Genomic DNA, 24,933 nt, shown 5'->3' with positions numbered 1-24,933 from the left:
GGGAAACTCTGGGCATGGCCGGGAATCGGACCCGGCCATGTCCAAACGGAGCTGGTCTTAGCGACGCAGACCCAGACTGCTGATCAGAGCGCTGTAACGAGACAGGTCTTTCGACTTCAGGTAGTCCAGCAGCTTGCGGCGCTGGTTAACCATGCGAATCAGACCACGGCGGGAGTGGTGATCCTTCTTGTTGTCCTTGAAGTGGCCCTGCAGCTTGTTGATGTTTGCAGTCAACAGAGCTACCTGGACTTCGGGAGAACCGGTATCACCTTCAGCACGCTTGTACTCGGCAACGATTGCAGCTTTTTCTTCAACACTCAGTGACATCTCAAATTTCCTCTGAGGTAACAGGCCGGGACCAGTGTCCCGTGTTTTAAATCGAGGAATGACCGTGCCTGTTGACAGCCACCCTCGTGGCGACCCGTTTTCGGGTCAACTCCATGCCGAATCATACTCCCGAATGACCGGGGATTCAGCCCAATTCTGTATGCCGCAGCGGCTGTGCAGACAGCCGGCTTTCAGGCCTCAAAGCGCAACAGCCGCTTCGGCGCAACCCGCGCGTCATCGGTCATTTCACCGATACCCAGGAAACGCCCACTGGCATCACGCAGGCGTACCTTACCGAACGCCGGGCTGCCAGGCACACGTACTGCCTGACCGTGGTTCAGGTAGTAGGCAGTCTGTTCAGTGAGATCCAGTATCGGCCAGTCTTCCAGACCACTGTCCATCGGCAGCAGCAGATGGTCCAACGCCTCGGGACCACCCTCGGCATGCAGCGCCTCGAGCGCTTCGAGCGTAACCGATTGGCTCAGATCGAAAGGCCCGGCCTTGATGCGACGCAGCGCTGCGACGTGAGCGCCGCAACCGAGCGCCGCGCCGATATCTTCGACCAGACTGCGAATGTAGGTTCCCTTGCTGCAATGCACTTCCAATTGCAGACGGTCGCCTTCCAGGCCCAAAACGGTCAGTTGGCTGATGGTGATGGTGCGCGCCTTGCGCTCGATGGTCTCACCCGCACGGGCCAGCTTGTAAAGAGGCTGACCTTCGTGCTTGAGGGCCGAATACATCGGCGGTACCTGATCGATCTCACCGGTAAAGCGTGGCAACAATGCCTCGACATCGGCCAATTCGACGTTAACCGGTTTCATCTCCAGCACATCGCCCTCGGCGTCGCCAGTGGCGGTGGTCATACCCAGACGCGCCTCGGTGACATACGCCTTGTCAGCGTCGAGCAGATACTGGGAAAACTTGGTCGCCTCGCCCAGACACAACGGCAGTACGCCGGTCGCCAAGGGGTCAAGACTGCCGGTATGGCCGCCCTTGTTGGCGTTGAACAGCCAGCGGACCTTCTGCAGGGCCGCGTTCGAACTCATGCCCAGCGGCTTGTCGAAAATCAGGATGCCGTCGATGGAACGGCGCTTGCTCTTCGCTCCTGCCACGCCTTACTCCTTGTCGCTCTCGTCGTGCTGACGATCCTCGGCAACCGCGCGCTCAATCAGCGAAGACAGGTGCGCGCCGCGGCGAATGCTTTCGTCATATTGGAAATGCAGACTAGGGATCGTCCGCAGCTTCATGGAGCGCCCCAGCAGCATCCGCAGGTAGCCGGATGCATCTTTCAGGATCTCCAGATTAAGCGCGATGTCTTCTGGGCTGTCCCGGTTCATCAGAGTGATAAACACCTTGGCGTGGGACATGTCTCGGCTGACTTCAACCGCGGTGACGGTGACCATACCCAGACGGGGATCACGCACCTCGCGCTGAATCAGCTGCGCCAGCTCACGCTGCATCTGATCCGCGACACGCTGGGTACGACTGTATTCTCTTGCCATATTAACCATCTCAAGCAACAAACTCCGGGCTGCCAGGCAGACCGGAGTTTGTCGCGAATGTCAGGCGGCGGAACGAAAGCCCGCCGCTGTGCTGTTACAGACTGCGTTGTACCTGAACACGCTCGAAGACCTCGATACGGTCACCTGCGCGGACGTCATTGTAGTTCTTGACGCCGATACCGCACTCCATGCCATTACGCACTTCGCCAACGTCGTCCTTGAAGCGACGCAGGGACTCCAGCTCGCCTTCGTAGATAACAACGTCTTCGCGCAGAACGCGAATCGGGCGGTTGCGATGCACAGTACCTTCGATGACCATACAGCCAGCCACCGCGCCGAATTTCGGCGAGCGGAACACATCGCGTACTTCGGCAACACCCAGGATCTGCTCGCGCACATCGCTGCCGAGCATACCGGACAGCGCCTTCTTGACGTCATCAATGATCTCGTAGATGACGCTGTAGTAGCGCAGATCCAAACCTTCGGTCTCGATAATCTTGCGGGCGGCAGCGTCGGCACGCACGTTAAAGCCGAAGATCACCGCGTTGGAAGCCAGTGCAAGGTTCGCGTCGGTCTCGGTAATACCACCGACACCACCGGAAACGATCTTGACCTGAACTTCCTCGTTGCCGAGGTCGACCAGTGAGCCCTGCAGTGCTTCCAGCGAGCCACGAACGTCTGCCTTGAGCACGACGTTGAGGGTCTTCTTCTCGTCCTGGCCCATGCTTTCGAACATGTTTTCCAGCTTGGCCGAGTGCTGACGCGCCAACTTGATCTCGCGGAACTTGCCCTGACGGAACAGCGCCACTTCACGGGCCTTCTTCTCGTCGACAACGACGTTGAGCTCGTCACCCGCATCCGGCGTGCCATCGAGGCCGAGGATCTCGACCGGAATGGACGGACCGGCTTCCTTGATCGGCTTGCCGTTCTCATCGAGCATCGCACGGACACGGCCGTAGTTGACACCAGCCAGCACTACATCACCCTGACGCAGAGTGCCGTTCTGAACGAGTACCGTTGCAACCGGACCACGGCCCTTGTCGAGACGAGACTCAACAACTACACCACGACCTGGAGCAGACGGCTGCGCCTTCAGCTCAAGAACTTCGGCCTGCAGCAGAACCGCTTCGAGCAACTCTTCGATGCCGGTACCTGCCTTGGCGGAAACCGGGACGAACATGGTGTCGCCACCCCATTCTTCCGGAATCACTTCGCGGGCAGCCAGATCGTTCTTGATGCGATCCGGATCAGCGTCTTCTTTATCCATCTTGTTGATCGCGACAACAACCGGTACACCGGCAGCCTTGGCGTGCTGAATCGCTTCCTCGGTCTGCGGCATAACGCCGTCGTCTGCGGCGACAACCAGAATCACGATATCGGTCGCCTTGGCACCGCGGGCGCGCATCGCAGTAAACGCCGCGTGGCCAGGGGTATCCAGGAAGGTAACCATGCCGCGGTCGGTTTCAACGTGGTAGGCACCGATGTGCTGGGTAATACCGCCGGCCTCGCCAGATGCAACCTTGGCGCGACGAATGTAGTCGAGCAGCGACGTCTTACCGTGGTCAACGTGACCCATGACGGTAACAACCGGGGCGCGACTGACTTCTTCACCTTCGTGGGCCAGCGACTCGACCAGCTTGTCTTCCAGGTCGCTCTCGCGAACCTGCTTGACCTTGTGGCCCATGTCTTCGGCTACGATGGACGCAGTATCCTGATCCAGCACCTGGTTGATAGTCACCATGGTGCCGTTCTTGAACATGTACTTGATGACTTCCGCGGCCTTGACCGACATCTTCTGCGCCAACTCGGCCACAGTGATGGTCTCGCCAATAACCACTTCGCGGACGACCGGGCCAGTGGGCTTCTCAAAGCCATGCTGATTGCGCTTCTTACCGGCTTTCAGCTTGCCACCGCCACCACGGCGACGGTTCTCGGCCTCTTCGTCGACAGAGATACGCGGCGCGTGACGCGCCTTGTCCTTGCCGCCATGACCGCCCGCACGCTTGCGGCCGCGCTCTTCTTCTTCCTCGCGCGCCTTGCGACGGCTTTCTTCTTTCTTTTTGTGGTGCTCCGCAGCAGCCTGCGCAGCCTCGGTCGGCTGGGGTGCTGGCGCGACCTCTACAGCAGCGACTTCCGGCTGCTTGGCAGCGGCAGCCGCCTCAGCCTGACGCTTGGCTTGCGCCTCAGCTTCCAGGCGAGCAGCCTCTTCAGCCTGACGCTTGGCCTCGGCCTCTGCAGCTTGTTGACGCGCTTCTTCAGCGGCACGCAGCTGCTCCAGCTCGCGCTGGCGTTCGGCTTCCAGATCGGCTGGTTCGCGCTTGACGTACGTGCGCTTCTTGCGCACTTCGACGTTAACTGTCTTGCTGCCAGCAACCTTCAGGGTGCTAACCGTCTTGCGCTTGAGGGTAATCTTGCGCGGCTCGGAGCCGGAGTCGCCATGGGCGTTTTTCAGAAACGCCAGCAGGGCCTGCTTTTCGTCATCGCTGACCGCTTGGGCAGGACCTGTTTGCGGTAATCCCGCTTCCTGCATCTGTTGCAGCAGGCGCTCTACCGGAGTACCTACTTCGTCAGCCAATTGTTTGACCGTCACTTCCGCCATTCACTTCTCTCCTCAGTCGGGTCCGTGCGTCACCGCAGGGGGATCTCGTCGATTCCGACCGGTTATTCAAACCAGGGGGCGCGGGCTGCCATGATCAAAGCCGCAGCACGCTCTTCATCGATACCGTCGATGTCGAGCAGGTCGTCCACGGACTGCTCGGCCAGATCTTCCATTGTCAGGATGCCGTTAGCCGCGAGCTGGAAGGCCAGCGCACGATCCATACCATCCATATTCAGCAGGTCGTCAGCCGGCTGTGCTTCTTCAAGCTTCTCCTCGTTGGCGATCGCCTTGGTCAGCAGACGGTCCTTGGCGCGCGCGCGCAGCTCGTTGACGATGTCTTCATCGAAGCCATCAATCTCGAGCAACTCCTCCATCGGCACGTAGGCAACTTCTTCCAGCGTGGTGAAACCTTCCTCTACCAACATCTGCGCCACTTCCTCATCGACATCCAGCTCGTCAACGAAGTTACGCAGCACGTCGCCGGTCTCGGCTTCCTGCTTGGCGCGAATGTCGTCTTCGGTCATTACGTTCAGAGTCCAGCCGGTCAGTTGGCTGGCCAGACGCACGTTTTGACCGTTACGACCAATGGCCTGAGCAAGGTTGTCTTCAGCAACCGCCAGATCAATGGTCTGAGTATCTTCATCCAGAATGATGGATGCTACTTCTGCCGGCGCCATCGCGTTGATCACGAACTGGGCCAGGTTGTCGTCCCACAGGACGATATCAACGCGCTCACCGCCCAGCTCGCCGGATACGGCCTGGACGCGCGAACCGCGCATACCGATACAGGCACCTTGTGGGTCGATGCGCTTGTCCTTGGAGCGAACGGCAATCTTGGCGCGAGAGCCCGGATCACGCGCAGCACCCATGACCTCAATCAGTTCTTCCGCGATTTCCGGCACTTCAATGCGGAACAGCTCGATGATCATTTCCGGGCAAGCGCGCGACATAACCAGCTGCGGACCGCGATTTTCGGTGCGAATATCCTTCAGCAGCGCGCGGATGCGAGTACCGGTACGGAAGGTTTCACGCGGGATCATTTCTTCGCGCGGCAGTACAGCCTCGGCATTGTTACCCAGGTCAACGATAACGTTGTCACGGGTAACTTTCTTGACGGTGCCGCTGATAATCTCGCCCAGACGATCACGGTAAGCATCAACAACCTGAGCGCGCTCGGCTTCACGGACCTTCTGAACGATAACCTGTTTGGCGATCTGCGCAGCGATACGACCGAATTCGACCGACTCGATCTTTTCTTCGACTTCGTCGCCAATCTTAAGATCAGCATCGCGCTCCTGCGCCTGATCCAAGGTCAGCTGGATGGCCGGGTCGTCGAAGTTCTCGTCGGCAACAACCGCCCAACGACGGTAGGTTTCATAGTCACCGGTGTGCCGATTGATCGACACGCGTAGATCTACTTCGTCTTCGTAACGCTTCTTGGTCGCCGTTGCCAGTGCCAGCTCAAGCGCTTCAAAGATTACCCCGGGTGGAACACCCTTTTCGTTGGAAACGGATTCCACAACCAGCAACACTTCTTTGCTCATCGTATGCCTCGCCTAACGCCGTCCATTGGGGCTTATACAGCCCAAAATTTGTTCAAAAACGCGGAATGATATTGCCCTTGTCGATCGAGTCGATAGGCAGTAGGTACTCGTGTTCGCCTACTTGCAGGATGACCTCATCACCCTCCACTCCGCGAATCACACCCTGAAAATTGCGGCGCCCGTCAAATGGGGTGCGCAGCTTAATCTTTGCTTGTTCACCGGTGCTGTCAGCATATTGCTGCAGGGTAAACAGCGGACGATCCATGCCCGGGGAAGAAACCTCCAGGGTATAGTCACCAGAAATCGGATCCTCGACATCCAGCACCGCGCTGGCTTGACGGCTGACGGCGGCACAAGCATCCACGCTGACGCCCTCGGGATGGTCGATATATACGCGCAGCAGGGTGTGTTTCCCCTGGGACAGATACTCAATACCCCAGCAGGTATACCCCAATGCCTCGACGACCGGGACCAGCAGGGTCTCCAACTCAGTCACTTTGCCGGACACGCTCACCGCCTATATTTGCCGCATGAATAAAAAATGGGCCTTAAGCCCATCGTGAGTCTGGCCGCTTCGCAATAGCGAAGCCCAGAGACCGTTAACACCGCAGCCTACAAATATAAAACTGCAGCAGAAACCTAACAAAAAGCCCCTTAAAAGGGGCCTTTGATACTGGTTGCGGGGGCAGGATTTGAACCTACGACCTTCGGGTTATGAGCCCGACGAGCTACCAGACTGCTCCACCCCGCGTCGAATCTAGGGCGTGAATTATACGTCTGCCGAGCCAACAAGACAACCGGCACACTCATTCACCCCTGAAAAAGAAACAGGGGCCTGAGTATTCAGACCCCTGTAGATGGTGCGGAAGATGGGACTCGAACCCATACACCCTAAGGCACTACCCCCTCAAGATAGCGTGTCTACCAATTCCACCACTTCCGCAAAACGTTTACCGCCAAAACCAGAAGCTTACTCAGCCGCCGGCGGAACCTCTTCACCGAGCGTTTCCGGCACATCTGTCGGAGCAATATCCTGCTCCAGAACCGGAACGTCTTCGTCGATCAGGGCCGGAGCCTGCTGCTCGACCTGCAGAGCAGGAGCCGGAAGACCCGCCTCAACTGCTGCATCAGCCTTGTGGCTGGCGTAGTACGCCAGACCCAGCGACGTCAGGAAGAAGACAGTCGCCAGAATCGCAGTTACGCGACTCAAAAAAGTACCAGAGCCCTGACTGCCGAACACGGTCGCAGAAGCGCCGGAGCCAAAGGAAGCGCCAGTTTCTGCGCCCTTGCCTTGCTGCATCAGCACCAGACCTACTACGCCAATGGCAACCAGCAGGTGCAGCACTACAATCACGGTCTCAATCATTACACTCGTCCAGCGGCGCGAGCGATCGCACCAAACTCTTCTGCGTTCAGAGAGGCTCCACCAATGAGCCCCCCATCGATATCCGGCATTGCGAACAGCGCCTCGGCATTCTCTGCCTTCACACTACCGCCGTACACGATGCGAACTTCTTGCGCCTGCTCATCATCCAACATGGCCAGCCGCGCCCGAATCATCGCGTGCACATCCTGGGCTTGCTCAGGTGTCGCCGTCAAGCCCGTGCCGATAGCCCATACAGGCTCATACGCCACTACACCTTCGGCCAGACCACCAACACCAAAGGCATCAAGAATTACCTGCAACTGCCGCCCAACAACTTCGGCGGTTTGACCCGCATCGCGCTCCGCCTGGCTCTCACCCACACACAGAACAGGACGCAAACCACACGCCAAGGCTGCTGCGAATTTACGACACACAACGTCGTCAGACTCACCAAACAGCGTGCGGCGCTCAGAGTGACCAACCAGCACGTAAGCACAACCGGCATCTCGCAGCTGAGCGGGAGAAATCTCGCCAGTCAGTGCGCCCGGCTCAGCCTGGGCCGCGCATGTTTGACCACCAACTTCCAGAGCCGACCCTTGCAACTGCTCGATACAGCGATCGATGTACAGCGCCGGGGGAGCGATCATCAGCTCAACCCCTTCAGGCCACTCCTGGTCGACCAGACCTTTCAGCAAGGCATCTACAGACTGCCGTGAACCGTGCATTTTCCAGTTGCCGGCAACTAGCGGACGTCGCATGCCAAACCTCTCTACCCAAGCGGGCGCCAATCTTAACCAAGTTGTATCAGGGACACAACCGCCTTTTTCATCCGTTTAATATCTGCGTAACAACTTCAGCCAAGGCAGCCGCTTCATGCTCAACCTGAGCCGCATCCTGACCTTCGACCATCACTCGCACCAGCGGCTCGGTTCCAGATAATCGCAACAAGACGCGCCCCGCATCTCCAAGCCGAGCCTCAGCTTCGGCAACGGCCTGACGCACAGCTGGCTGCTCCAGCGGCGACAACGCGCCCGGAGCGTAACGGACATTAATTAGCTTTTGCGGACACTTCTGCATGCCAGAGCAGACCTCGGCCAGCGTCTTGCCGCTGCGCTGCAGCGCCTTGAGCACCTGAAGCGCAGCAATAATGCCATCGCCAGTAGAGGTGTGATGCAGGCAAACGATGTGGCCAGAAGACTCACCACCAACAACCCAGCCGCGCTCGCGCAGCTCGGCCATCACGTAGCGATCACCGACGTTGGCGCGCACAAATGGAATCTCGCGCTGTTTCATTGCCAGTTCCAGCCCCAGATTGGTCATCAGAGTACCGGCAACCCCGCCCTGCAACAGCCCACGCTCATGCAGATCCAACGCGATGATATACAGCAACTCATCGCCATCAACCTCATTACCCGCATGATCGACCATCAGCACGCGATCGCCGTCACCGTCAAAGGCGATCCCGAGATCGGCACCAAACTCCAGGACAGCCTTGCTCAGCGCCGCCATATGCGTCGAACCGACACCCTCATTGATATTGAGGCCGTCAGGGCTGGCACCGATTACCTTGACCTCTGCACCCAACTCCCGGAACACGCTAGGCGCTACCTTGTAAGTAGCGCCATGCGCACAATCAAGCACGAGTTTCAGCCCCTTGAAGCTGGTGCTGGTCGGCACACTGCTCTTGCAGAACTCGATGTAGCGCCCGGAGGCATCCTCGACACGCGAGACCTTGCCCAGCTGAGCCGAATCGACGACCGACATCGGCTCATCGACCAGGCGCTCGATTTCCAGTTCCAAACTATCGGGCAGCTTGCTGCCAACCGACGAAAAGAACTTGATGCCATTGTCGTAGAAGGGGTTGTGCGAGGCGCTGATCACGATACCGACATCAGCCATGAAGGTACGCGTGAGATACGCGATAGCCGGCGTAGGCATTGGGCCAAGCAGCTGTACGTGCGCACCTGCAGCAGAAAGCCCGGCTTCCAGCGCGGACTCGAACATATATCCCGAAATACGCGTATCTTTGCCAATGATCACCCGACAGCTACCGTGATGACGGAATGCGGTTCCGACCGCCCAGCCAAGCTTGAGCATAAACTCAGGCGTAATTGGCGCACTGCCAACACGCCCACGGATTCCATCGGTGCCAAAGTAGCGCTTTTCCATGAACTGAACTCTGCTGCTTGAAATTATTATGACTGGCGAGCGCGGGCGACCGCCTCCACCATGCGCACCACGTCCGCCGTCTCGGCGACGTCATGCACTCGCAATATGGCGGCACCCGCCTCAACCGCCAGCGCGGCCAGAGCAAGACTACCGTAAAGACGCTGATCTACAGGACGATCCAGCGCCTGTCCGATCATACTTTTACGCGAGACACCCACAAGCACCGGCAACCCCGCCGGGCGCAAGTCGCGCAAATGGGCAAACAACTGAAGATTGTGTTCCAGGGTTTTGCCAAAGCCAAAACCGGGATCAAGAATAACCCTTTCACGCGCTAAACCCACCGCTTCGCATGCCTCAACGCGCGCTTGTAAGTATGCATTCACCTCATCAAGCACACTGGCGTAACGAGGCGCGAGCTGCATCGTATCGGGCTCCCCCTGGCGATGCATAAGACAGACGGGCAAACCGGTCGCACGAGCGGCTTCCAGCGCACCCGGTCGCTCAAGCGCCCGAACATCATTGATCAGGCCAGCGCCAGCTGCCGCTGATTCGGTCATCACGGCCGGCGTACTGGTATCTACCGAAACAACAACGTCGAATCGCGCGACAATCGCCTCGACCACAGGCACCACTCGCTGCAATTCCTCATCTGTGGAGACAGGCTCGGCACCAGGGCGTGTCGACTCGCCACCAACGTCGATCAGCGCAGCACCTGCCGCGACCATTTGCTCGACGTGCTGCAAGGCCGCGTCCAGGCGGTTGTAGCGACCACCATCGGAAAAGGAATCCGGCGTGACATTGAGAATACCCATAATTCGGGTATGGGAAAGATCAAGCTCCCGAATGCCACATGGCAAACGGGAGCTTTTGCTGTCAGAGAACATGCGGGCCTCAGTGCTCCCCGGCAGGTCCACCGATCGGGCCTGAACCCTTGGAACCATCAGCCGAACCGGCTTCTGTCTCGTCCGGCGTCACAACAGCGCCGGGACCAGACTTATCATCGCCCTGCCAGTCTTTCGGCTCGCGAGGTACACGGCCAGCCATGATGTCATCAATCTGCTGAGTGTCGATGGTTTCATACTTCATCAACGCCTCCGCCATCATATCCAGCTTGTCGCGGTTTTCCTCGAGCAGGCGGCGCGCAGTGGCATAGCTCTCATCGATAATGCGGCGTACTTCTTCGTCAATCTGCTTGGCCGTTTCGCCAGACACACCGGCCAGCCCGCCGCCACTGGAGCGACCAAGGAAACCCTGATCCTCATCCTCAGCGTACAACAGCGGCCCCAGTTTTTCGGACAGGCCCCACTTGGTGACCATGTTCTTGGCCAACTGGGTTGCGCGCATGATGTCGTTGGACGCACCCGTCGTCACCCCATCAAAACCGAGGGTCATTTCCTCAGCGATACGACCACCAAACAGCGAGCAGATCTGACTGGTCAACGCACGCTTGGAGAGACTGTAACGATCCTCCTCAGGCAGAAACATGGTCACACCCAGCGCGCGACCGCGCGGGATGATGGTGACCTTGTAAACCGGATCGTGCTCAGGCACCAGACGCCCGACAATGGCATGCCCGGACTCGTGGTAAGCCGTGTTCAATTTTTCCTTATCAGACATAACCATCGACTTGCGCTCAGCGCCCATCATGATCTTGTCCTTGGCCATCTCGAACTCGTTCATCTCGACCAAACGCTTGTTGGCACGAGCGGCAAAAAGCGACGCTTCGTTGACCAGGTTCGCCAGGTCCGCACCGGAGAAGCCGGGCGTGCCGCGCGCGATGAGCGACGGATTCACGTCCTCGCCGAGCGGCACCTTGCGCATATGAACCTTAAGAATCTGCTCGCGGCCGCGGATATCCGGCAGGCCGACCACCACCTGACGGTCAAAGCGACCGGGGCGCAGCAGCGCAGGATCAAGCACGTCAGGGCGGTTGGTCGCAGCGATCACGATGATGCCGTCGTTCGGCTCAAAGCCATCCATCTCAACCAGCAATTGGTTCAGGGTCTGCTCACGCTCGTCGTGACCGCCGCCCATTCCGGAGCCACGATGACGACCGACGGCATCGATTTCGTCGATAAAGATGATGCAGGGCGCGTGCTTCTTGGCCTGCTCGAACATGTCTCGCACGCGAGAGGCACCGACGCCAACGAACATCTCCACGAAGTCGGAACCGGAGATGGTAAAGAACGGCACCTTGGCCTCGCCAGCAACAGCCTTGGCCAGCAACGTTTTACCGGTACCCGGCTGACCAACCATCAGCACACCGCGGGGAATATGCCCACCCAGACGCTGAAACTTACCCGGGTCACGCAGGAACTCAACCAGCTCCTGCACGTCTTCCTTCGCCTCGTCGCAACCTGCCACGTCGGCGAAGGTCGTCTTCACCTGGTCCTCAGACAGCATGCGCGCCTTGCTCTTGCCAAAGCTCATCGGGCCACCGCGGCCACCGCCACCGCCCTGCATCTGGCGCATGAAGAACATAAAGATGGCAATGATGATAAGTATCGGGAAGCTGGCGATCAGCAACTGAGTCCAGATGCTCTGCTGCTCGGGCTGCTTGCCCTCAATGATCACGTCATTGTCGAGCAGGTCACCGATCAGGCCGTTATCCTGAATCGCCGGACGCACAGTCTTGAAGGTTTCACCGCTGCGTTCGCGACCGGTGATGATGTAACCATCCACCGTCACGCGCTCGACCTGGCGATTCTCCACCAGCTCCAGAAACCGTGAATAATTCAGCGTATCCGGTTCGCTGGTCTTGCTGAAGTTATTCATCACCGTGACCAGTACCGCGGCAATGATCAACCACAGGATGAGGTTCTTCGCCATGTCGTTCAATTCGCTACCCTCTTGCCCCGCCGCACGACCGCGGGCGCCTTGCTGAGTCTTTTAACCATTTGCCAACATTACACCAGTTTAGGCCACCTCGGCATTGGCTTCAGTGTAACCCCCTATGTAACACCAGCCTCACTGACCACTACAGCAAGCACCAGTTCCGGCACAAAGCCGCCGCCTCAACCCTCGCCACCCTTGTAACCACGGGCCAGCAGATAGGTCTCACGCGACCGACCACGCGACGCATCGGGCTTGCGTGTCACCAGCTTGTCAAACTGTCCACGCATCTCGCGGAAATAATCATCAAAGCCTTCACCGTGGAAAACCTTGATCAAAAAATCACCACCGGGACGAAGTACGCGCCCCGCCATGTCGAGCGCCAGCTCGCACAGATACATGGCCCGCGGCTGATCAACCGCAGGCGTTCCACTCATATTGGGGGCCATATCTGAAATAACAAGGTCCACTTGGGTGTCACCGATGGCAGCCAGGATTGATTCGAATACGGCATCCTCAGTGAAGTCCCCTTTGATGAACGTCACATCAGGGATGCTGTCCATGGCCAGGATGTCGGATGCAATGATTCGCCCCTTTTCACCAATCAGACGAGAGGCGACCTGCGACCAGCCACCTGGAGCTGCACCGAGGTCCAGCACGGTCATGCCCGGCCTCAGGATGCGATCACGCTCCTGAATTTCCAGCAGTTTATAGCTTGCGCGCGAGCGGTAGCCGTCTTTCTGGGCCTGCTTTACGAACTGATCGTCGAAATGCTCTTTGAGCCAACGCTTGCTTGTCTTGGACTGTGCCACGGAATACCTCGTGCAGCGGACCACGCCGCCGGTTAAACTAGTGCATCAACACTCATTGAATCTTCATACGGAACATTATGGCGCTCAGCTCCGCACAGAAAAAAGACCTTAAGCGCATCGGCCATCATCTGAAGCCGATCGTCATCATCAGCGAACAGGGTGTCAGCGAAGGCGTTCTGGCCGAACTGGACCGCGCGCTGAACGACCACGAACTGATCAAAATCAGAGTAACGGTCAGCGACCGCGATGCCAAACAGGCACTGATCGCCGAGGCCTGCAGCCAGACTGGCGCCGAGCTCGTGCAAGTGATCGGCAAGATGGCCATCCTGCTGCGCCGTGCCAAGAAGCCGAACGCAAACCTGTCCAACCTGAAGCGCTTTCAGGGCTTCTAAAAAAGCAACGGGGCCATTCGGCCCCGTTTGCCCTACTCCTGCGCTGCCGACTCGTCCGGTCGCGGCTGCACGGCCAGCACCAACCCGGCGAATGCCACCACCAGATAGCAAACCAACATCAACAGCAGGTTGCCGGCCTCTCTGAACAGGAAGAATGCCGCCACAGCCGCCAGCGCCAACGCCATGACTTGCGCCCGCACATCCTGCCAGACCTTGGCACGCACACGCAGCGCCAGCATCACCAGTTGCACCAGAACCGCCACCGCGCTGATCCCCAGCACTGCAGGACGCAAGGTCGCCGCAGCGTCATCAACCAACAACGGCGCCAGCCCGGATTGCTCCAGCGCCGGCAGAAACACGAAGTGCAGACTCCAGACCGAGCCGACCCAGAGGGTCAGCAATAGCTGCCAGACCACGCGACCGCCGTCTCGACGGCCGCTACCGACAGCTGCCGGTGTCACAGGTGCTGAACCTCGACGATCTCGTACTCAACCACACCACCCGGCGTTTTCACCGCGACGATCTCGCCTTCTTCCTTGCCGATCAGGGCACGGGCGATGGGCGAATTGACCGAGAGCTTGCGCAGCTTGATGTCGGCTTCGTCGTCACCGACGATCTGATACACCACTTCCTCGTCGGTCTCGACGTTGGCAATGGTGACCGTGGTGCCAAAGATCACCTTACCGGTATGCGGAATAGTCGTAACATCGATCACCTGGGCATTGGAGAGACGGCCTTCGATATCACGAATCCGCGCCTCCACCATACCTTGCTGCTCGCGAGCAGCATGGTATTCGGCGTTTTCCTTCAGGTCACCCAGTTCACGCGCTTCGGCGATAGCCTGAGTGATCTGCGGACGCAGCTCACTCTTCAGGTGCTTTAGTTCGACTTCGAGGGCTTCCGCGCCCTGTTTGGTCATTGGGTACTTCATGGATCAGATACCTTTGTGCAGATCCTGGAGACGGCGCACGGCGCGCTCCGGACCAAATTTCAGTGCGGTGCAGACTGCCTCGCCACCTGCCAATGTGGTGGTCGAGTAAACCTTGTGCTGCAGCGCATTACGGCGAATGGAATAGGAGTCTGCGATCGACTGACGGCCTTCGGTGGTGTTGATCACCAGGTCAATCTCGTCGTTCTTGATCATGTCGACGATATGCGGACGCCCTTCGGTCACCTTGTTCACGCGGCGAACCGGCAGGTTGGCTGCCTCCAGCACCTTGGCGGTACCTGCGGTAGCAACCACTTCGAAGCCCAGCTCAATCAGATCGCGAACAACGTCAACCGCAAACGGCTTGTCATCTTCACGCACACTGATGAACACGGTTCCGCTGGTTGGTAGCACTTCGCCAGAGCCCAGCTGGGACTTGGCGAAGGCCTCACCAAAGCTGTCACCCACACCCATGACTTCACCGGTGGACTTCATTTCAGGGCCAAGGATCGGATCAACGCCCGGGAACTTGGCGAACGGGAATACCGCTTCCTTGACGCTGAAGTACGGCGGCACCACCTCTTCGGTAAAGCCAACCTCCTGCAGCGTCTTGCCAGCCATGACACGGGCAGCAATCTTGGCCAGCGACTGACCAATGCACTTGGATACGAACGGCACGGTACGTGAGGCGCGCGGGTTGACCTCAATCACGTAGATGGTCTCGCCCTGCACCGCCATCTGCACGTTCATCAGACCGACAACGCCGAGCTCCAGCGCCATCTTGCGTACCTGCTCACGGATGTCATCCTGAATGTGCGCAGGCAGCGAGTAGGGCGGCAGCGAGCAAGCGGAGTCACCGGAGTGCACACCGGCCTGCTCAATGTGCTGCATGATCGCACCGATCACCACGTCCTTGCCGTCGGAGACTGCGTCGATATCAACTTCGATAGCGCAGTTGAGGAAGTGATCCAGCAGCACCGGGCTGTCGTTGGACACCTTGACCGCTTCGCGCATGTAGCGCTTGAGTTCTTCTTCCTGGTAGACGATTTCCATCGCCCGACCGCCCAGAACGTAGGACGGACGCACCACCAGCGGGTAACCGATACGCTTGGACAGCGCCAGCGCTTCGTCTTCGCTGCGCGCAGTCGCATTCGGCGGCTGACGCAGAGCCAGGCGCTCAACCATCTGCTGGAAACGCTCACGGTCTTCGGCGCGGTCAATCGCTTCCGGACTGGTACCGATAATCGGCACACCGGCCTCTTCCAGCGCGCGCGCCAGTTTCAGCGGAGTCTGGCCGCCATACTGCACGATCACGCCCTTGGGCTGCTCAACGCGAACGATCTCGAGTACATCCTCCAGCGTTACCGGCTCGAAATACAGACGATCGGAGGTGTCGTAGTCGGTGGAAACGGTTTCCGGGTTGCAGTTGACCATGATGGTTTCGTAACCATCTTCACGCATCGCCAGCGCGGCGTGGACGCAGCAGTAGTCAAATTCGATGCCCTGACCAATGCGGTTCGGACCACCACCCAGCACCATGATCTTGTCACGACTGGACGGATTCGACTCGCACTCTTCCTCATAGGTTGAGTACATGTAAGCCGTATCGGTCGCAAACTCAGCCGCGCAGGTATCAACGCGCTTGTAGACCGGCAGCACGTTCAACTTGTGGCGATGGCGGCGCAGGCTCTTCTCGCTGACAGCCAGCAGCTGCGACAGGCGCAGGTCGGAGAAACCCTTGCGCTTGAGGCGGAACATCAGGTTGTAGTCGATGTCAGCCAGGCCCAGCGTCTTGACCTTTTCTTCTTCCTTGATCAGATCCTCGATCTGAACCAGGAACCAGGTATCGATCTTGGTCAGATCAAACACCTGCTGCAGGGTCATGCCAGCGCGGAATGCATCAGCCACGTACCAGATGCGGTCCGCACCCGGAACAGTCAGCTCGCGGGTCAGCTCGGTCATCACATCGCCGTCCGCCGGGTCGACCTTAGGATCGAAACCACAGACGCCGACCTCCAGGCCGCGCAACGCTTTCTGCACGGACTCCTGGAAGGTGCGACCAATAGCCATTACCTCGCCCACCGACTTCATCTGAGTCGTCAGACGCGCATCGGCATTCGGGAACTTTTCAAAGGCAAAACGCGGAATCTTGGTAACCACGTAGTCGATCGACGGCTCAAAGGACGCCGGCGTACGACCACCGGTGATGTCGTTCTGCAGCTCGTCCAGCGTGTAGCCGACAGCCAGCTTGGCCGCGATCTTGGCGATCGGGAAGCCGGTAGCCTTGGATGCCAGAGCGGAAGAACGCGACACCCGCGGGTTCATTTCGATAACGACCATACGGCCGGTGTCCGGGCAGATACCGAACTGCACGTTCGAGCCGCCAGTCTCGACGCCGATCTCACGCAGTACCGCCAGCGAGGCGTTACGCATGATCTGGTATTCCTTGTCGGTCAGCGTCTGGGCCGGCGCGACAGTGATGGAGTCACCGGTGTGAACGCCCATCGGGTCGAAGTTTTCGATCGAGCAGACGATGATGCAGTTGTCCTTCTTATCGCGGACGACCTCCATCTCGTACTCTTTCCAGCCGATCAGCGACTCGTCGATCAGCAGTTCGTTAGTCGGCGACAGATCCAGACCGCGATTGCAGATCTCTTCGAACTCTTCACGGTTGTAGGCGATACCACCGCCAGTGCCGCCCATGGTGAACGACGGACGAATGATGCACGGGAAGCCAACCTGATCGAGAACGCCATAAGCCTCGGCCATGGTGTGCGCGATACCGGAGCGCGGACACTCCAGACCGATGGCCTTCATCGCCTTGTCGAAGCGCGAGCGATCCTCGGCCTTGTCGATGGTATCGGCGTTCGCACCGATCATTTCCACACCGTACTGCTCCAGTACGCCGTGCTTCTCCAGATCCAGCGCGCAGTTCAGCGCGGTTTGACCACCCATGGTCGGCAGCAGTGCGTCCGGGCGCTCTTTCTCGATGATCTTGGCAACGGTCTGCCACTTGATCGGCTCGATATAGGTCGCATCGGCCATGGCCGGATCGGTCATGATGGTCGCCGGGTTGGAGTTGACCAGAATGACGCGGAAGCCTTCTTCCTTCAGGGCCTTACAGGCTTGGGCACCGGAGTAGTCGAACTCGCAGGCCTGGCCAATCACGATAGGGCCGGCGCCGAGGATCAGAATGCTTTTAATGTCTGTACGTTTTGGCATAGTCGTTTACAAATCCTAGGGTGTACCGGGGTTCAGGCGCGTTTTTTCATAGCGTCGATGAAACGGTCGAACAGCGGTGCCACATCGTGCGGACCCGGGCTCGCCTCAGGGTGCCCCTGGAAGCTGAACGCCGCCTTGTCGGTGCGCTCGATACCTTGCAAGGTGCCGTCAAACAGCGACTTGTGGGTCGGACGCAGAGTGGCCGGCAGGCTAGTTTCGTCAACCGCGAAACCGTGGTTCTGGCTGGTGATCATCACCACGCCAGTGTCCAGATCCTGAACCGGGTGGTTGGCACCGTGGTGACCATGCCCCATCTTCACCGTCTTGGCACCGGAGGCCAGAGCCAGTAGCTGGTGACCCAGGCAAATGCCGAAGACCGGAATATCGGTTTCCAGAATTTCCTTAATCGCGGCAATGGCGTAGTCGCACGGTTCGGGGTCGCCCGGGCCGTTGGACAGGAACACGCCATCCGGGTTCAGCGCCAGCACATCCGCAGCAGGGGTCTGCGCCGGGACAACGGTCAAGCGGCAGCCGCGAGCGACCAGCATGCGCAGGATGTTGTACTTCACGCCATAGTCGAAGGCGACAACGTGATACGGCAGCTCGGCATCCGTCAGCTCAGGATGACTGTCGGTTTCCAGATTCCAGACACTGGAACGCCACTGGTAGCTTTCCTTGACCGAGACTTCCTTGGCCAGGTCCATGCCCTTGAGGCCCGGGAATGCGCGCGCCAATTCCAGCGCCGTCTCTTCAGAGATATCATCACCCGCCAGCAGGCAGCCGTTCTGTGAGCCTTTTTCGCGCAAAATACGCGTCAGGCGACGGGTATCAATGCCAGCGATGGCGACAATATTGTTTTCACGTAGATATTCATCCAGCGACTGCTTGCAGCGCCAGTTGCTCGCCAGCAGCGGCAAGTCACGAATGACCAGACCAGCTGCCTGAACCGCATCAGACTCAACGTCCTCAGGGGTCACGCCGGTGTTGCCGATGTGGGGGTAGGTCAGCGTCACGATTTGACGCGCATAGGAGGGATCGGTAAGGATCTCCTGATAACCGGTCATGGCCGTATTGAACACGACCTCGCCGACGCTGGAACCGTCGGCGCCGATGGACTCACCGCGGAAAATGCTGCCGTCGGCGAGTGCGAGAATGGCTGGCTTGGACAAGAAAACCTCCGAAAGAACTGACACATTTCACTAAACGCGGGCTGCACAAAAGCGGGAATGTAGTGCTGAACACAACATCCCGCTTGCAAAGGCATTGTCAGATACGCGCTGAATAGACAGATTAGCGCAATAGTTTAACCACTTGAGGTCAAAATATCCACACCGAGACCGCCCCACCCCACCCAGCGGCACCCACCTCTTCTACCGGTCAATCTCTTCAAACTCTAACAACTCTGTGTTACAACAGCCGTTGAACACCGACGGGCAGGAGCCCGCAGCAGACGGCACAGACCGTCAGACCGAGCGCCTCCCAGGCCTCGGAAAACACAAGAACAAGATCAAAGGACCCGGGGATTCTCACCATGCCAACGCTCTTCAAACGCCTGCTGGTGCTGCCACTGCTGCTCATCGCCTCGCTAGCTTATGCAGACCCACAGCGCCTGCAACAACTGCACGAATTCCGCAGCGAAGCCTTCAAGGCCAGCACCTACCTGCTGATCGACAACAACCTGTACGAGCGCGTTCGCGAGCCCGGCAACCGCGAAACCTATAACACCGCACTGCAGCAAATGGATGCCCTTCTGCGGCAAATGAACAACCCGGGCGATCTGCGCACCCTCTACAACGACTTCGTTAAACTGGTTCGCGAACTAGAGGCCATGCCGCAAGGTGAGGAGTATTACAGCCTCGCCACCGTCAACCGCATCATGATGGCCCACGGCAAGCTGGAAAACGCCGCAGCCGAACTGTACGAAGCAGAAGTCGCCGGCAGCCCAGAGAACCTGGTCGCCCTGCAGCGCCAAAGCATCGAGACTAGCCGCATCCTCCTGCTATACGAGAACAACATGTTCAGCTCCGTCGGCGTCTACTTCCTGCCGGCACGCGAGGGACTGTTTGATGAACTGGACATCCGCATCAGCGAAGGCTCAGCCAAACTCAAGCAATTGATGCCAGAGCACACTGACACCTTTGCCCGACTCGATAAGCAGTACAGTTTCATCCAGCCGCGCCTGATCAATCACCACGCCGACTGGGTACCTACTATCGCCGCGTTCTACCTGACCAAAAATACCCAGACGCTGGACGACCTGTCCCGTGAGCAAGCGAACCTCGCGGAGGCCAGCGTCAGCACCAACTGATGCCACGCCCACAAAAAAGGGTGGCCGATTGGCCACCCTTTTTTGTGGGTATTACCCAGATATCTAGCCTTTGAAGCCCAGAACATCCTGCATATCAAACAGACCCGCGCCGCGACCATCGAGCCACATAGCTGAACGCACAGCCCCCTTGGCGAAAGTCATCCGACTGGACGCCTTATGGGTAATCTCTACCCGCTCGCCCTCGGTTGCAAACAGCACGGTATGATCTCCGACCACATCGCCAGCACGCACAGTGGCAAAACCAATGGTTTTCGGATCACGTGCACCAGTCTGCCCCTCACGACCATAGACAGCGACCTCAGCCAGATTGCGCCCCAGCGCATCAGCCACAACCTCGCCCATACGCAGCGCCGTTCCGGACGGTGCATCAACCTTGTGACGGTGATGCGCCTCAATCACTTCGATATCAGCCTCATCCCCCATGACTCGGGCAGCCATATCCAGCAGCTTGAGGCAGAGGTTGACGCCGACACTGAAATTAGGCGCAAAAACGACAGGTATCTGCTTGCCCGCCTCAGCCAACAGAGCCTTTTCCTCTTCGGAAAAACCCGTTGTACCGATGACCATGGCCTTGCCAGCATCACGACAGATCTGCAGATTGACCAGAGTGGTGGTGGGGTGCGTGAAGTCGATCAGCACGTCAAAGTCATCAGCCACCTGCTTAAGGTCGCCACTGATGGCAACGCCAAGCCGACCGACACCCGCCAACTCACCCGCATCAGCACCCACCAGCGAACTGTCAGGACGCTCGATAGCCGCCGTCAGCGCCGCACCGTCAACCTGCCCGATGGCCTCGATCAGTGTCTTACCCATGCGCCCGGCAGCACCAATTACCGCAATCCGTCTCATGTCGCGTCTCCGACTCAGAACTTCATGTCTTCAAAGAAATTTTTTACACCATCAAACCAGCTCTTGGCCCGCGGCGACTGACTGGAACCCTCTTCCTCGAGCGTCTGGCGCAACTCTTCCAGCAATTCACGCTGCCGCTTGGTCAGATTCACCGGCGTCTCAACCACAACACGGCACAACAGATCGCCCGGCGACCCACCGCGCACCGGCGTCACGCCCTTGCCGCGCAGACGGAACAACTTGCCGGTTTGCGCGCCTTCCGGAATCTTCAATTTGACCCGGCCATCCAGCGTCGGCACTTCAAGCTCACCGCCCAGCGCCGCATCAACAAAACTGATCGGCACTTCGCAATACAGATTCTTGCCGTCACGCTCGAAAATTTTGTGCTCACGCACCGATACGACGACATACAGGTCGCCCGCCGGCCCGCCATTGACCCCCGCTTCGCCCTCGCCAGCCAGACGAATCCGGTCGCCGGTGTCGACGCCTGCAGGCACCTTGACCGACAGATTCTTCTGCTTCTCGACGCGACCATTGCCGTGACAGTCTTTGCACGGGTCGGTGATCATCTTGCCGGTACCGTGACAACGCGGGCAGGTCTGCTGCACCGAGAAGAAACCCTGCTGCATACGCACCTGACCGTGACCACCACAGGTAGTACAGGTCGTCGGCGTGGTGCCTTTCTTCGCACCGCTGCCATCACAGGTCTCACAGCCAACCAACGTCGGCACCCGAATAGTTACCGTGGTGCCGCGTACCGCCTCTTCCAGATCCAGCTCCAGGGTGTAGCGCAGGTCACTGCCGCGCTGCACACTGGAACGACCGCGGCCACCGCCGCCACCAAAGATGTCACCAAATACATCGCCAAAGATATCGGAGAAGTTGGCTCCACCGCCGAAGCCGCCCGCACCGCCACCCATGTTCGGGTCAACACCGGCGTGACCGTATTGGTCGTAGGCTGCCCGCTTGTTAGCGTCGGTCAGCACTTCGTAGGCTTCGGTTGCTTCCTTGAACTTCTCTTCTGCATTCTCGTCATCCGGATTGCGATCCGGATGAAACTTCATCGCCAGACGGCGATAGGCCTTCTTCAGCTCGGCCTCGCTGGCGCCTTTTTCGACACCCAGCACTTCGTAATAATCACGCTTGGACATGTGTTCGATTTCCCTCAGAGAGACACTCGGCACAAACGGCAACGCGGGAGAAGCTCCCGCGTTGCCAGGCAGAGTGGCCTGACGGTGCGCTCAGCACACCGTCAGGCCCGGTTCATCAAAGACTTACTTGTTGTCCTTGACCTCTTCGAACTCGGCATCGACCACGTCATCGGCATCGTTACCGGACTCGGCACCTGCCGCGCCCTCCGCCTGACCTGCCTGCGCCTGCTCAGCGTACATTTTCTGCACCAGCGGACCGGAAGCTTCGGACAGCGCATTGATCTTGGCTTCGATCTCTTCCTTTTCACCGGTCTTGATCGCCGCTTCCAGATCAGTCAGCGCGGTTTCAATGGCGGCCTTCTCTTCGTCAGTCGCCTTGTCACCAGCCTCAGTCAGGGTCTTGCGAGTCGCGTGAACCAGTTGATCCGCCTGGTTACGAACGGTCACCAGCTCTTCGAACTTGCGATCTTCCTCGGCGTTAGCCTCGGCATCACGCACCATCTTCTCGATTTCGTCATCCGACAGACCAGAGGACGCCTTGATCACGATGGACTGCTCTTTGCCGGTCGCCTTGTCTTTGGCGGACACGTTCAAAATACCGTTGGCATCGATATCAAAGCTGACTTCGATCTGCGGCACGCCACGCTGCGCCGGCGGAATGTCGGCCAGGTCGAAACGGCCCAGCGACTTGTTCTGCGACGCCTGCTTGCGCTCACCCTGCAGCACGTGAATGGTCACCGCCGTCTGGTTGTCATCAGCAGTGGAGAACACCTGCGACTTCTTGGTCGGGATGGTGGTGTTCTTCTCGATCAGCGCAGTCATCACGCCGCCCATGGTTTCAATACCCAGCGACAGCGGAGTAACGTCCAGCAGCAGCACGTCTTTCACGTCACCAGCCAGAACAGCACCCTGAATGGACGCACCAATGGCAACCGCTTCGTCCGGGTTAACGTCCTTGCGCGGCTCCTTATTGAAGAACTCGGCAACGGTCTTCTGCACCAGCGGCATGCGGGTCTGACCACCAACCAGAATAACGTCGTTGATGTCAGACACATCCAGACCGGCATCCTGCATCGCGATGCGGCAGGGCTCGATGCTGCGCTTGATCAGGTCTTCAACCAGCGATTCCAGCTTGGCACGCGTCACCTTGACGTTCAGGTGCTTCGGGCCGGACGCGTCTGCAGTGATATACGGCAGGTTGACGTCGGTCTGCTGGCTGGAAGACAGTTCGATCTTGGCCTTCTCTGCCGCCTCCTTCAGACGCTGCAGCGCCAGCGGATCGTTGTGCAGATCAACGCCGTTCTCTTTCTTGAACTCGTCTGCCAGGTAGTCGATCAGACGCATGTCGAAATCTTCACCACCCAGGAAGGTGTCACCATTGGTGGCCAGCACTTCGAACTGATGCTCACCGTCCACTTCGGCGATTTCGATCACGGAGACGTCGAAGGTACCACCACCCAGATCGTATACAACGATGGTGGAGTCGCCACGCGCCTTGTCCATGCCGTACGCCAGTGCGGCTGCGGTCGGCTCGTTGATGATGCGCTTGACCTCCAGACCGGCGATGCGACCAGCATCCTTGGTGGCCTGACGCTGACTGTCGTTGAAGTAGGCCGGAACGGTGATAACCGCTTCGGTAACCGGCTCACCAAGGTAATCCTCGGCGGTCTTCTTCATTTTCTTCAGTACTTCAGCAGACACCTGCGGCGGAGCCATTTTCTCGTCATTTACCTGAACCCAAGCGTCGCCATTGTCGGCCTTGACGATCTTGTACGGCACCAGCTTGATGTCTTTCTGAACGACGTCTTCTTCAAAGCGACGACCGATCAGACGCTTGACCGCGTACAGGGTATTCTGCGGGTTGGTAACCGCCTGACGCTTGGCCGACTGGCCAACCAGAGTTTCACCGTCGTTGGTGTAGGCGACAATCGATGGAGTGGTACGACCACCCTCAGCGTTCTCGATCACCTTGGCGGAACCGTTTTCCAGAATAGAGACACAGGAGTTGGTGGTCCCCAGGTCGATACCGATAATCTTGCCCATAAGTTTCTCTCCGAATCTGACTGCCGCGTATTGGTCAGCGGCGCTGTTTATCTGTTCATGAGCCCTTGATGGGGGCTGCTAAATCAATTTCAAGCCTGCTCATCAATCGAGGGGGGCGCACCAGCGGCCGGGGCCTTGCTGACGACTACCATGGCCGGACGCAGCAGACGGCCGCTGAGGGTGTAGCCCTTCTGGAACACCTTGAGTACGGTATTCGGTTCAACGGCGGTGCTTTCTTCCATCGCCATAGCCTGATGCAACTCAGGATTGAAGGGCTCGCCCTCGGGCAGCACCGGCACCACCTGGAACCGCGCCAGGGTGTCGGCAAACATCTTCAAGGTCAGCTCAATCCCCTCGCGCATCGGCTTGATCGCTGGATCATCGGCGCTGGACAGCTCCAGGCCACGCTCCAGGCTGTCGACAATCGGCAGCAGGTCGTTGGCAAAACGCTCCAGCGCGAACTTGTGCGCCTTCTCCACATCCTGCTCGGCCCGGCGACGCGCATTCTGCACGTCAGCGGCAGCCCGCAGAGCCTGATCCTGGACGGTAGCCAGCTGTTCTTCCAGACTTGCTACACGCGCTGCAAGATCACCCTCGGGAGTCGCAACGGTCTGGTCAACCATGTCGTCCTGATCCTGCAGATCCGGTCTCTGTTCCTCTGCCATGTCTTTCTCCTGTAATAGGCTGGGCGTGTGTTTGCGCGCAATCGCTGTACACGCAGTCAATAATGAACGACCGGCGTAACCGATCGCGTCTGGCAACCTATATGGGGACTGTCCACACGGCTTCAAGGGTCAATTTGCACAGCGATGCACGAGGAACAGGAGGGGCTTGTCGCCCTCGAGCAAACTACTGTATAAACAACCAG

The 24,933-nt window shown here is 58.6% G+C and carries 22 protein-coding genes and 2 tRNA genes; 2 read left to right on the top strand and 22 right to left on the bottom strand.

The features are described from left to right. Positions 1-57: 57 nt before the first annotated feature. The 14 genes from rpsO to rlmE all read right to left on the bottom strand — a co-directional run bounded on the left by rpsO (position 58) and on the right by rlmE (position 13,151). Entirely contained in the window at positions 58-327 is a 270-nt protein-coding gene (rpsO, locus tag AAFM31_RS07540; protein WP_123889934.1) for a 30S ribosomal protein S15, read from the bottom strand. A gap of 191 nt (positions 328-518) precedes the next feature. Beyond that, positions 519-1,439: a tRNA pseudouridine(55) synthase TruB gene (gene truB / locus AAFM31_RS07535; protein WP_341707302.1), complete on the bottom strand. Its 921-nt coding sequence runs from the start codon at positions 1,437-1,439 to the stop codon at positions 519-521. A gap of 3 nt (positions 1,440-1,442) precedes the next feature. After that, positions 1,443-1,829, bottom strand: a complete 387-nt coding sequence (rbfA, locus tag AAFM31_RS07530) for a 30S ribosome-binding factor RbfA (protein WP_341707301.1) — start codon at positions 1,827-1,829, stop codon at positions 1,443-1,445. Between the two features lie 94 nt (positions 1,830-1,923). Then, complete coding sequence (gene infB, locus AAFM31_RS07525) at positions 1,924-4,428, bottom strand: translation initiation factor IF-2 (protein WP_341707300.1); 2,505 nt, start codon at positions 4,426-4,428, stop codon at positions 1,924-1,926. A 62-nt stretch (positions 4,429-4,490) separates the two neighbouring features. Next, entirely contained in the window at positions 4,491-5,972 is a 1,482-nt protein-coding gene (gene nusA, locus AAFM31_RS07520; RefSeq protein WP_341707299.1) for a transcription termination factor NusA, read from the bottom strand. Between the two features lie 52 nt (positions 5,973-6,024). Next, positions 6,025-6,480 carry a ribosome maturation factor RimP gene (gene rimP, locus AAFM31_RS07515; protein ID WP_341707298.1) on the bottom strand — a complete coding sequence of 152 codons (456 nt, stop codon included), beginning with the start codon at positions 6,478-6,480 and terminating at the stop codon, positions 6,025-6,027. Between the two features lie 166 nt (positions 6,481-6,646). Further along, positions 6,647-6,723: transfer RNA gene (locus AAFM31_RS07510), tRNA-Met, on the bottom strand. A gap of 107 nt (positions 6,724-6,830) precedes the next feature. Then, positions 6,831-6,915 (bottom strand) — tRNA-Leu (locus AAFM31_RS07505). A gap of 27 nt (positions 6,916-6,942) precedes the next feature. Next, positions 6,943-7,338, bottom strand: coding sequence for a preprotein translocase subunit SecG (gene secG / locus AAFM31_RS07500; protein WP_341707297.1), 396 nt, complete (start codon positions 7,336-7,338; stop codon positions 6,943-6,945). Continuing rightward, the gene (gene tpiA / locus AAFM31_RS07495) at positions 7,338-8,096 is read right to left on the bottom strand and encodes a triose-phosphate isomerase (protein WP_341707296.1); all 759 of its coding nucleotides are present in this window, start codon (positions 8,094-8,096) and stop codon (positions 7,338-7,340) included. The genes secG and tpiA overlap by 1 nt, the downstream gene beginning before the upstream one ends. Before the next feature lie 67 nt (positions 8,097-8,163). Continuing rightward, positions 8,164-9,507 (bottom strand): phosphoglucosamine mutase, encoded by a 1,344-nt coding sequence (glmM, locus tag AAFM31_RS07490; protein WP_341707295.1) that lies wholly within the window; start codon positions 9,505-9,507, stop codon positions 8,164-8,166. 26 nt (positions 9,508-9,533) lie between these two features. Further along, positions 9,534-10,391 carry a dihydropteroate synthase gene (gene folP / locus AAFM31_RS07485; protein ID WP_341707294.1) on the bottom strand — a complete coding sequence of 286 codons (858 nt, stop codon included), beginning with the start codon at positions 10,389-10,391 and terminating at the stop codon, positions 9,534-9,536. Between the two features lie 7 nt (positions 10,392-10,398). Then, a complete protein-coding gene (gene ftsH / locus AAFM31_RS07480) occupies positions 10,399-12,336 on the bottom strand; it encodes an ATP-dependent zinc metalloprotease FtsH (RefSeq protein WP_341707293.1) in 1,938 nt (645 codons plus the stop codon). Positions 12,337-12,521: 185 nt separating this feature from the next. Next, the gene (gene rlmE / locus AAFM31_RS07475) at positions 12,522-13,151 is read right to left on the bottom strand and encodes a 23S rRNA (uridine(2552)-2'-O)-methyltransferase RlmE (RefSeq protein WP_341707292.1); all 630 of its coding nucleotides are present in this window, start codon (positions 13,149-13,151) and stop codon (positions 12,522-12,524) included. Positions 13,152-13,228: 77 nt separating this feature from the next. Here rlmE and yhbY point away from each other — a divergent pair, with 77 nt between their 5' ends. Beyond that, entirely contained in the window at positions 13,229-13,543 is a 315-nt protein-coding gene (gene yhbY, locus AAFM31_RS07470) for a ribosome assembly RNA-binding protein YhbY (protein WP_341707291.1), read from the top strand. A 32-nt stretch (positions 13,544-13,575) separates the two neighbouring features. On the opposite strand, the gene AAFM31_RS07465 is transcribed toward yhbY, so the two are convergent. From AAFM31_RS07465 to carA, 4 genes are read right to left on the bottom strand one after another with little or no spacing between them, the layout of a single operon-like run. Beyond that, positions 13,576-14,004, bottom strand: coding sequence for a DUF4149 domain-containing protein (locus AAFM31_RS07465; RefSeq protein ID WP_341707290.1), 429 nt, complete (start codon positions 14,002-14,004; stop codon positions 13,576-13,578). After that, positions 14,001-14,474: a transcription elongation factor GreA gene (greA, locus tag AAFM31_RS07460; protein WP_341707289.1), complete on the bottom strand. Its 474-nt coding sequence runs from the start codon at positions 14,472-14,474 to the stop codon at positions 14,001-14,003. The genes AAFM31_RS07465 and greA overlap by 4 nt, the downstream gene beginning before the upstream one ends. Before the next feature lie 3 nt (positions 14,475-14,477). Further along, the gene (gene carB, locus AAFM31_RS07455; RefSeq protein WP_341707288.1) at positions 14,478-17,693 is read right to left on the bottom strand and encodes a carbamoyl-phosphate synthase large subunit; all 3,216 of its coding nucleotides are present in this window, start codon (positions 17,691-17,693) and stop codon (positions 14,478-14,480) included. 32 nt (positions 17,694-17,725) lie between these two features. Then, positions 17,726-18,862: a glutamine-hydrolyzing carbamoyl-phosphate synthase small subunit gene (carA, locus tag AAFM31_RS07450; protein WP_341707287.1), complete on the bottom strand. Its 1,137-nt coding sequence runs from the start codon at positions 18,860-18,862 to the stop codon at positions 17,726-17,728. Between the two features lie 362 nt (positions 18,863-19,224). Here carA and AAFM31_RS07445 point away from each other — a divergent pair, with 362 nt between their 5' ends. Next, positions 19,225-20,001, top strand: a complete 777-nt coding sequence (locus AAFM31_RS07445) for a hypothetical protein (protein WP_341707286.1) — start codon at positions 19,225-19,227, stop codon at positions 19,999-20,001. A 63-nt stretch (positions 20,002-20,064) separates the two neighbouring features. Here AAFM31_RS07445 and dapB read toward each other — a convergent pair whose 3' ends face one another. The 4 genes from dapB to grpE form a co-directional block, all read right to left on the bottom strand. Then, positions 20,065-20,871 (bottom strand): 4-hydroxy-tetrahydrodipicolinate reductase, encoded by an 807-nt coding sequence (dapB, locus tag AAFM31_RS07440; protein ID WP_341707285.1) that lies wholly within the window; start codon positions 20,869-20,871, stop codon positions 20,065-20,067. Between the two features lie 14 nt (positions 20,872-20,885). Then, entirely contained in the window at positions 20,886-22,022 is a 1,137-nt protein-coding gene (gene dnaJ, locus AAFM31_RS07435) for a molecular chaperone DnaJ (protein ID WP_341707284.1), read from the bottom strand. Between the two features lie 123 nt (positions 22,023-22,145). Next, positions 22,146-24,065, bottom strand: a complete 1,920-nt coding sequence (gene dnaK / locus AAFM31_RS07430; RefSeq protein WP_341707283.1) for a molecular chaperone DnaK — start codon at positions 24,063-24,065, stop codon at positions 22,146-22,148. A gap of 89 nt (positions 24,066-24,154) precedes the next feature. Next, positions 24,155-24,730, bottom strand: a complete 576-nt coding sequence (gene grpE, locus AAFM31_RS07425; protein ID WP_341707282.1) for a nucleotide exchange factor GrpE — start codon at positions 24,728-24,730, stop codon at positions 24,155-24,157. Between the last annotated feature and the right edge of the window lie 203 nt (positions 24,731-24,933).

This window comes from Halopseudomonas sp. (assembly GCF_038130085.1).
Taxonomy (GTDB): domain Bacteria; phylum Pseudomonadota; class Gammaproteobacteria; order Pseudomonadales; family Pseudomonadaceae; genus Halopseudomonas.
The sequence above is the reverse complement of the archived record's forward strand: the minus strand, read 5'-3'. Positions and strand labels throughout refer to the sequence as shown.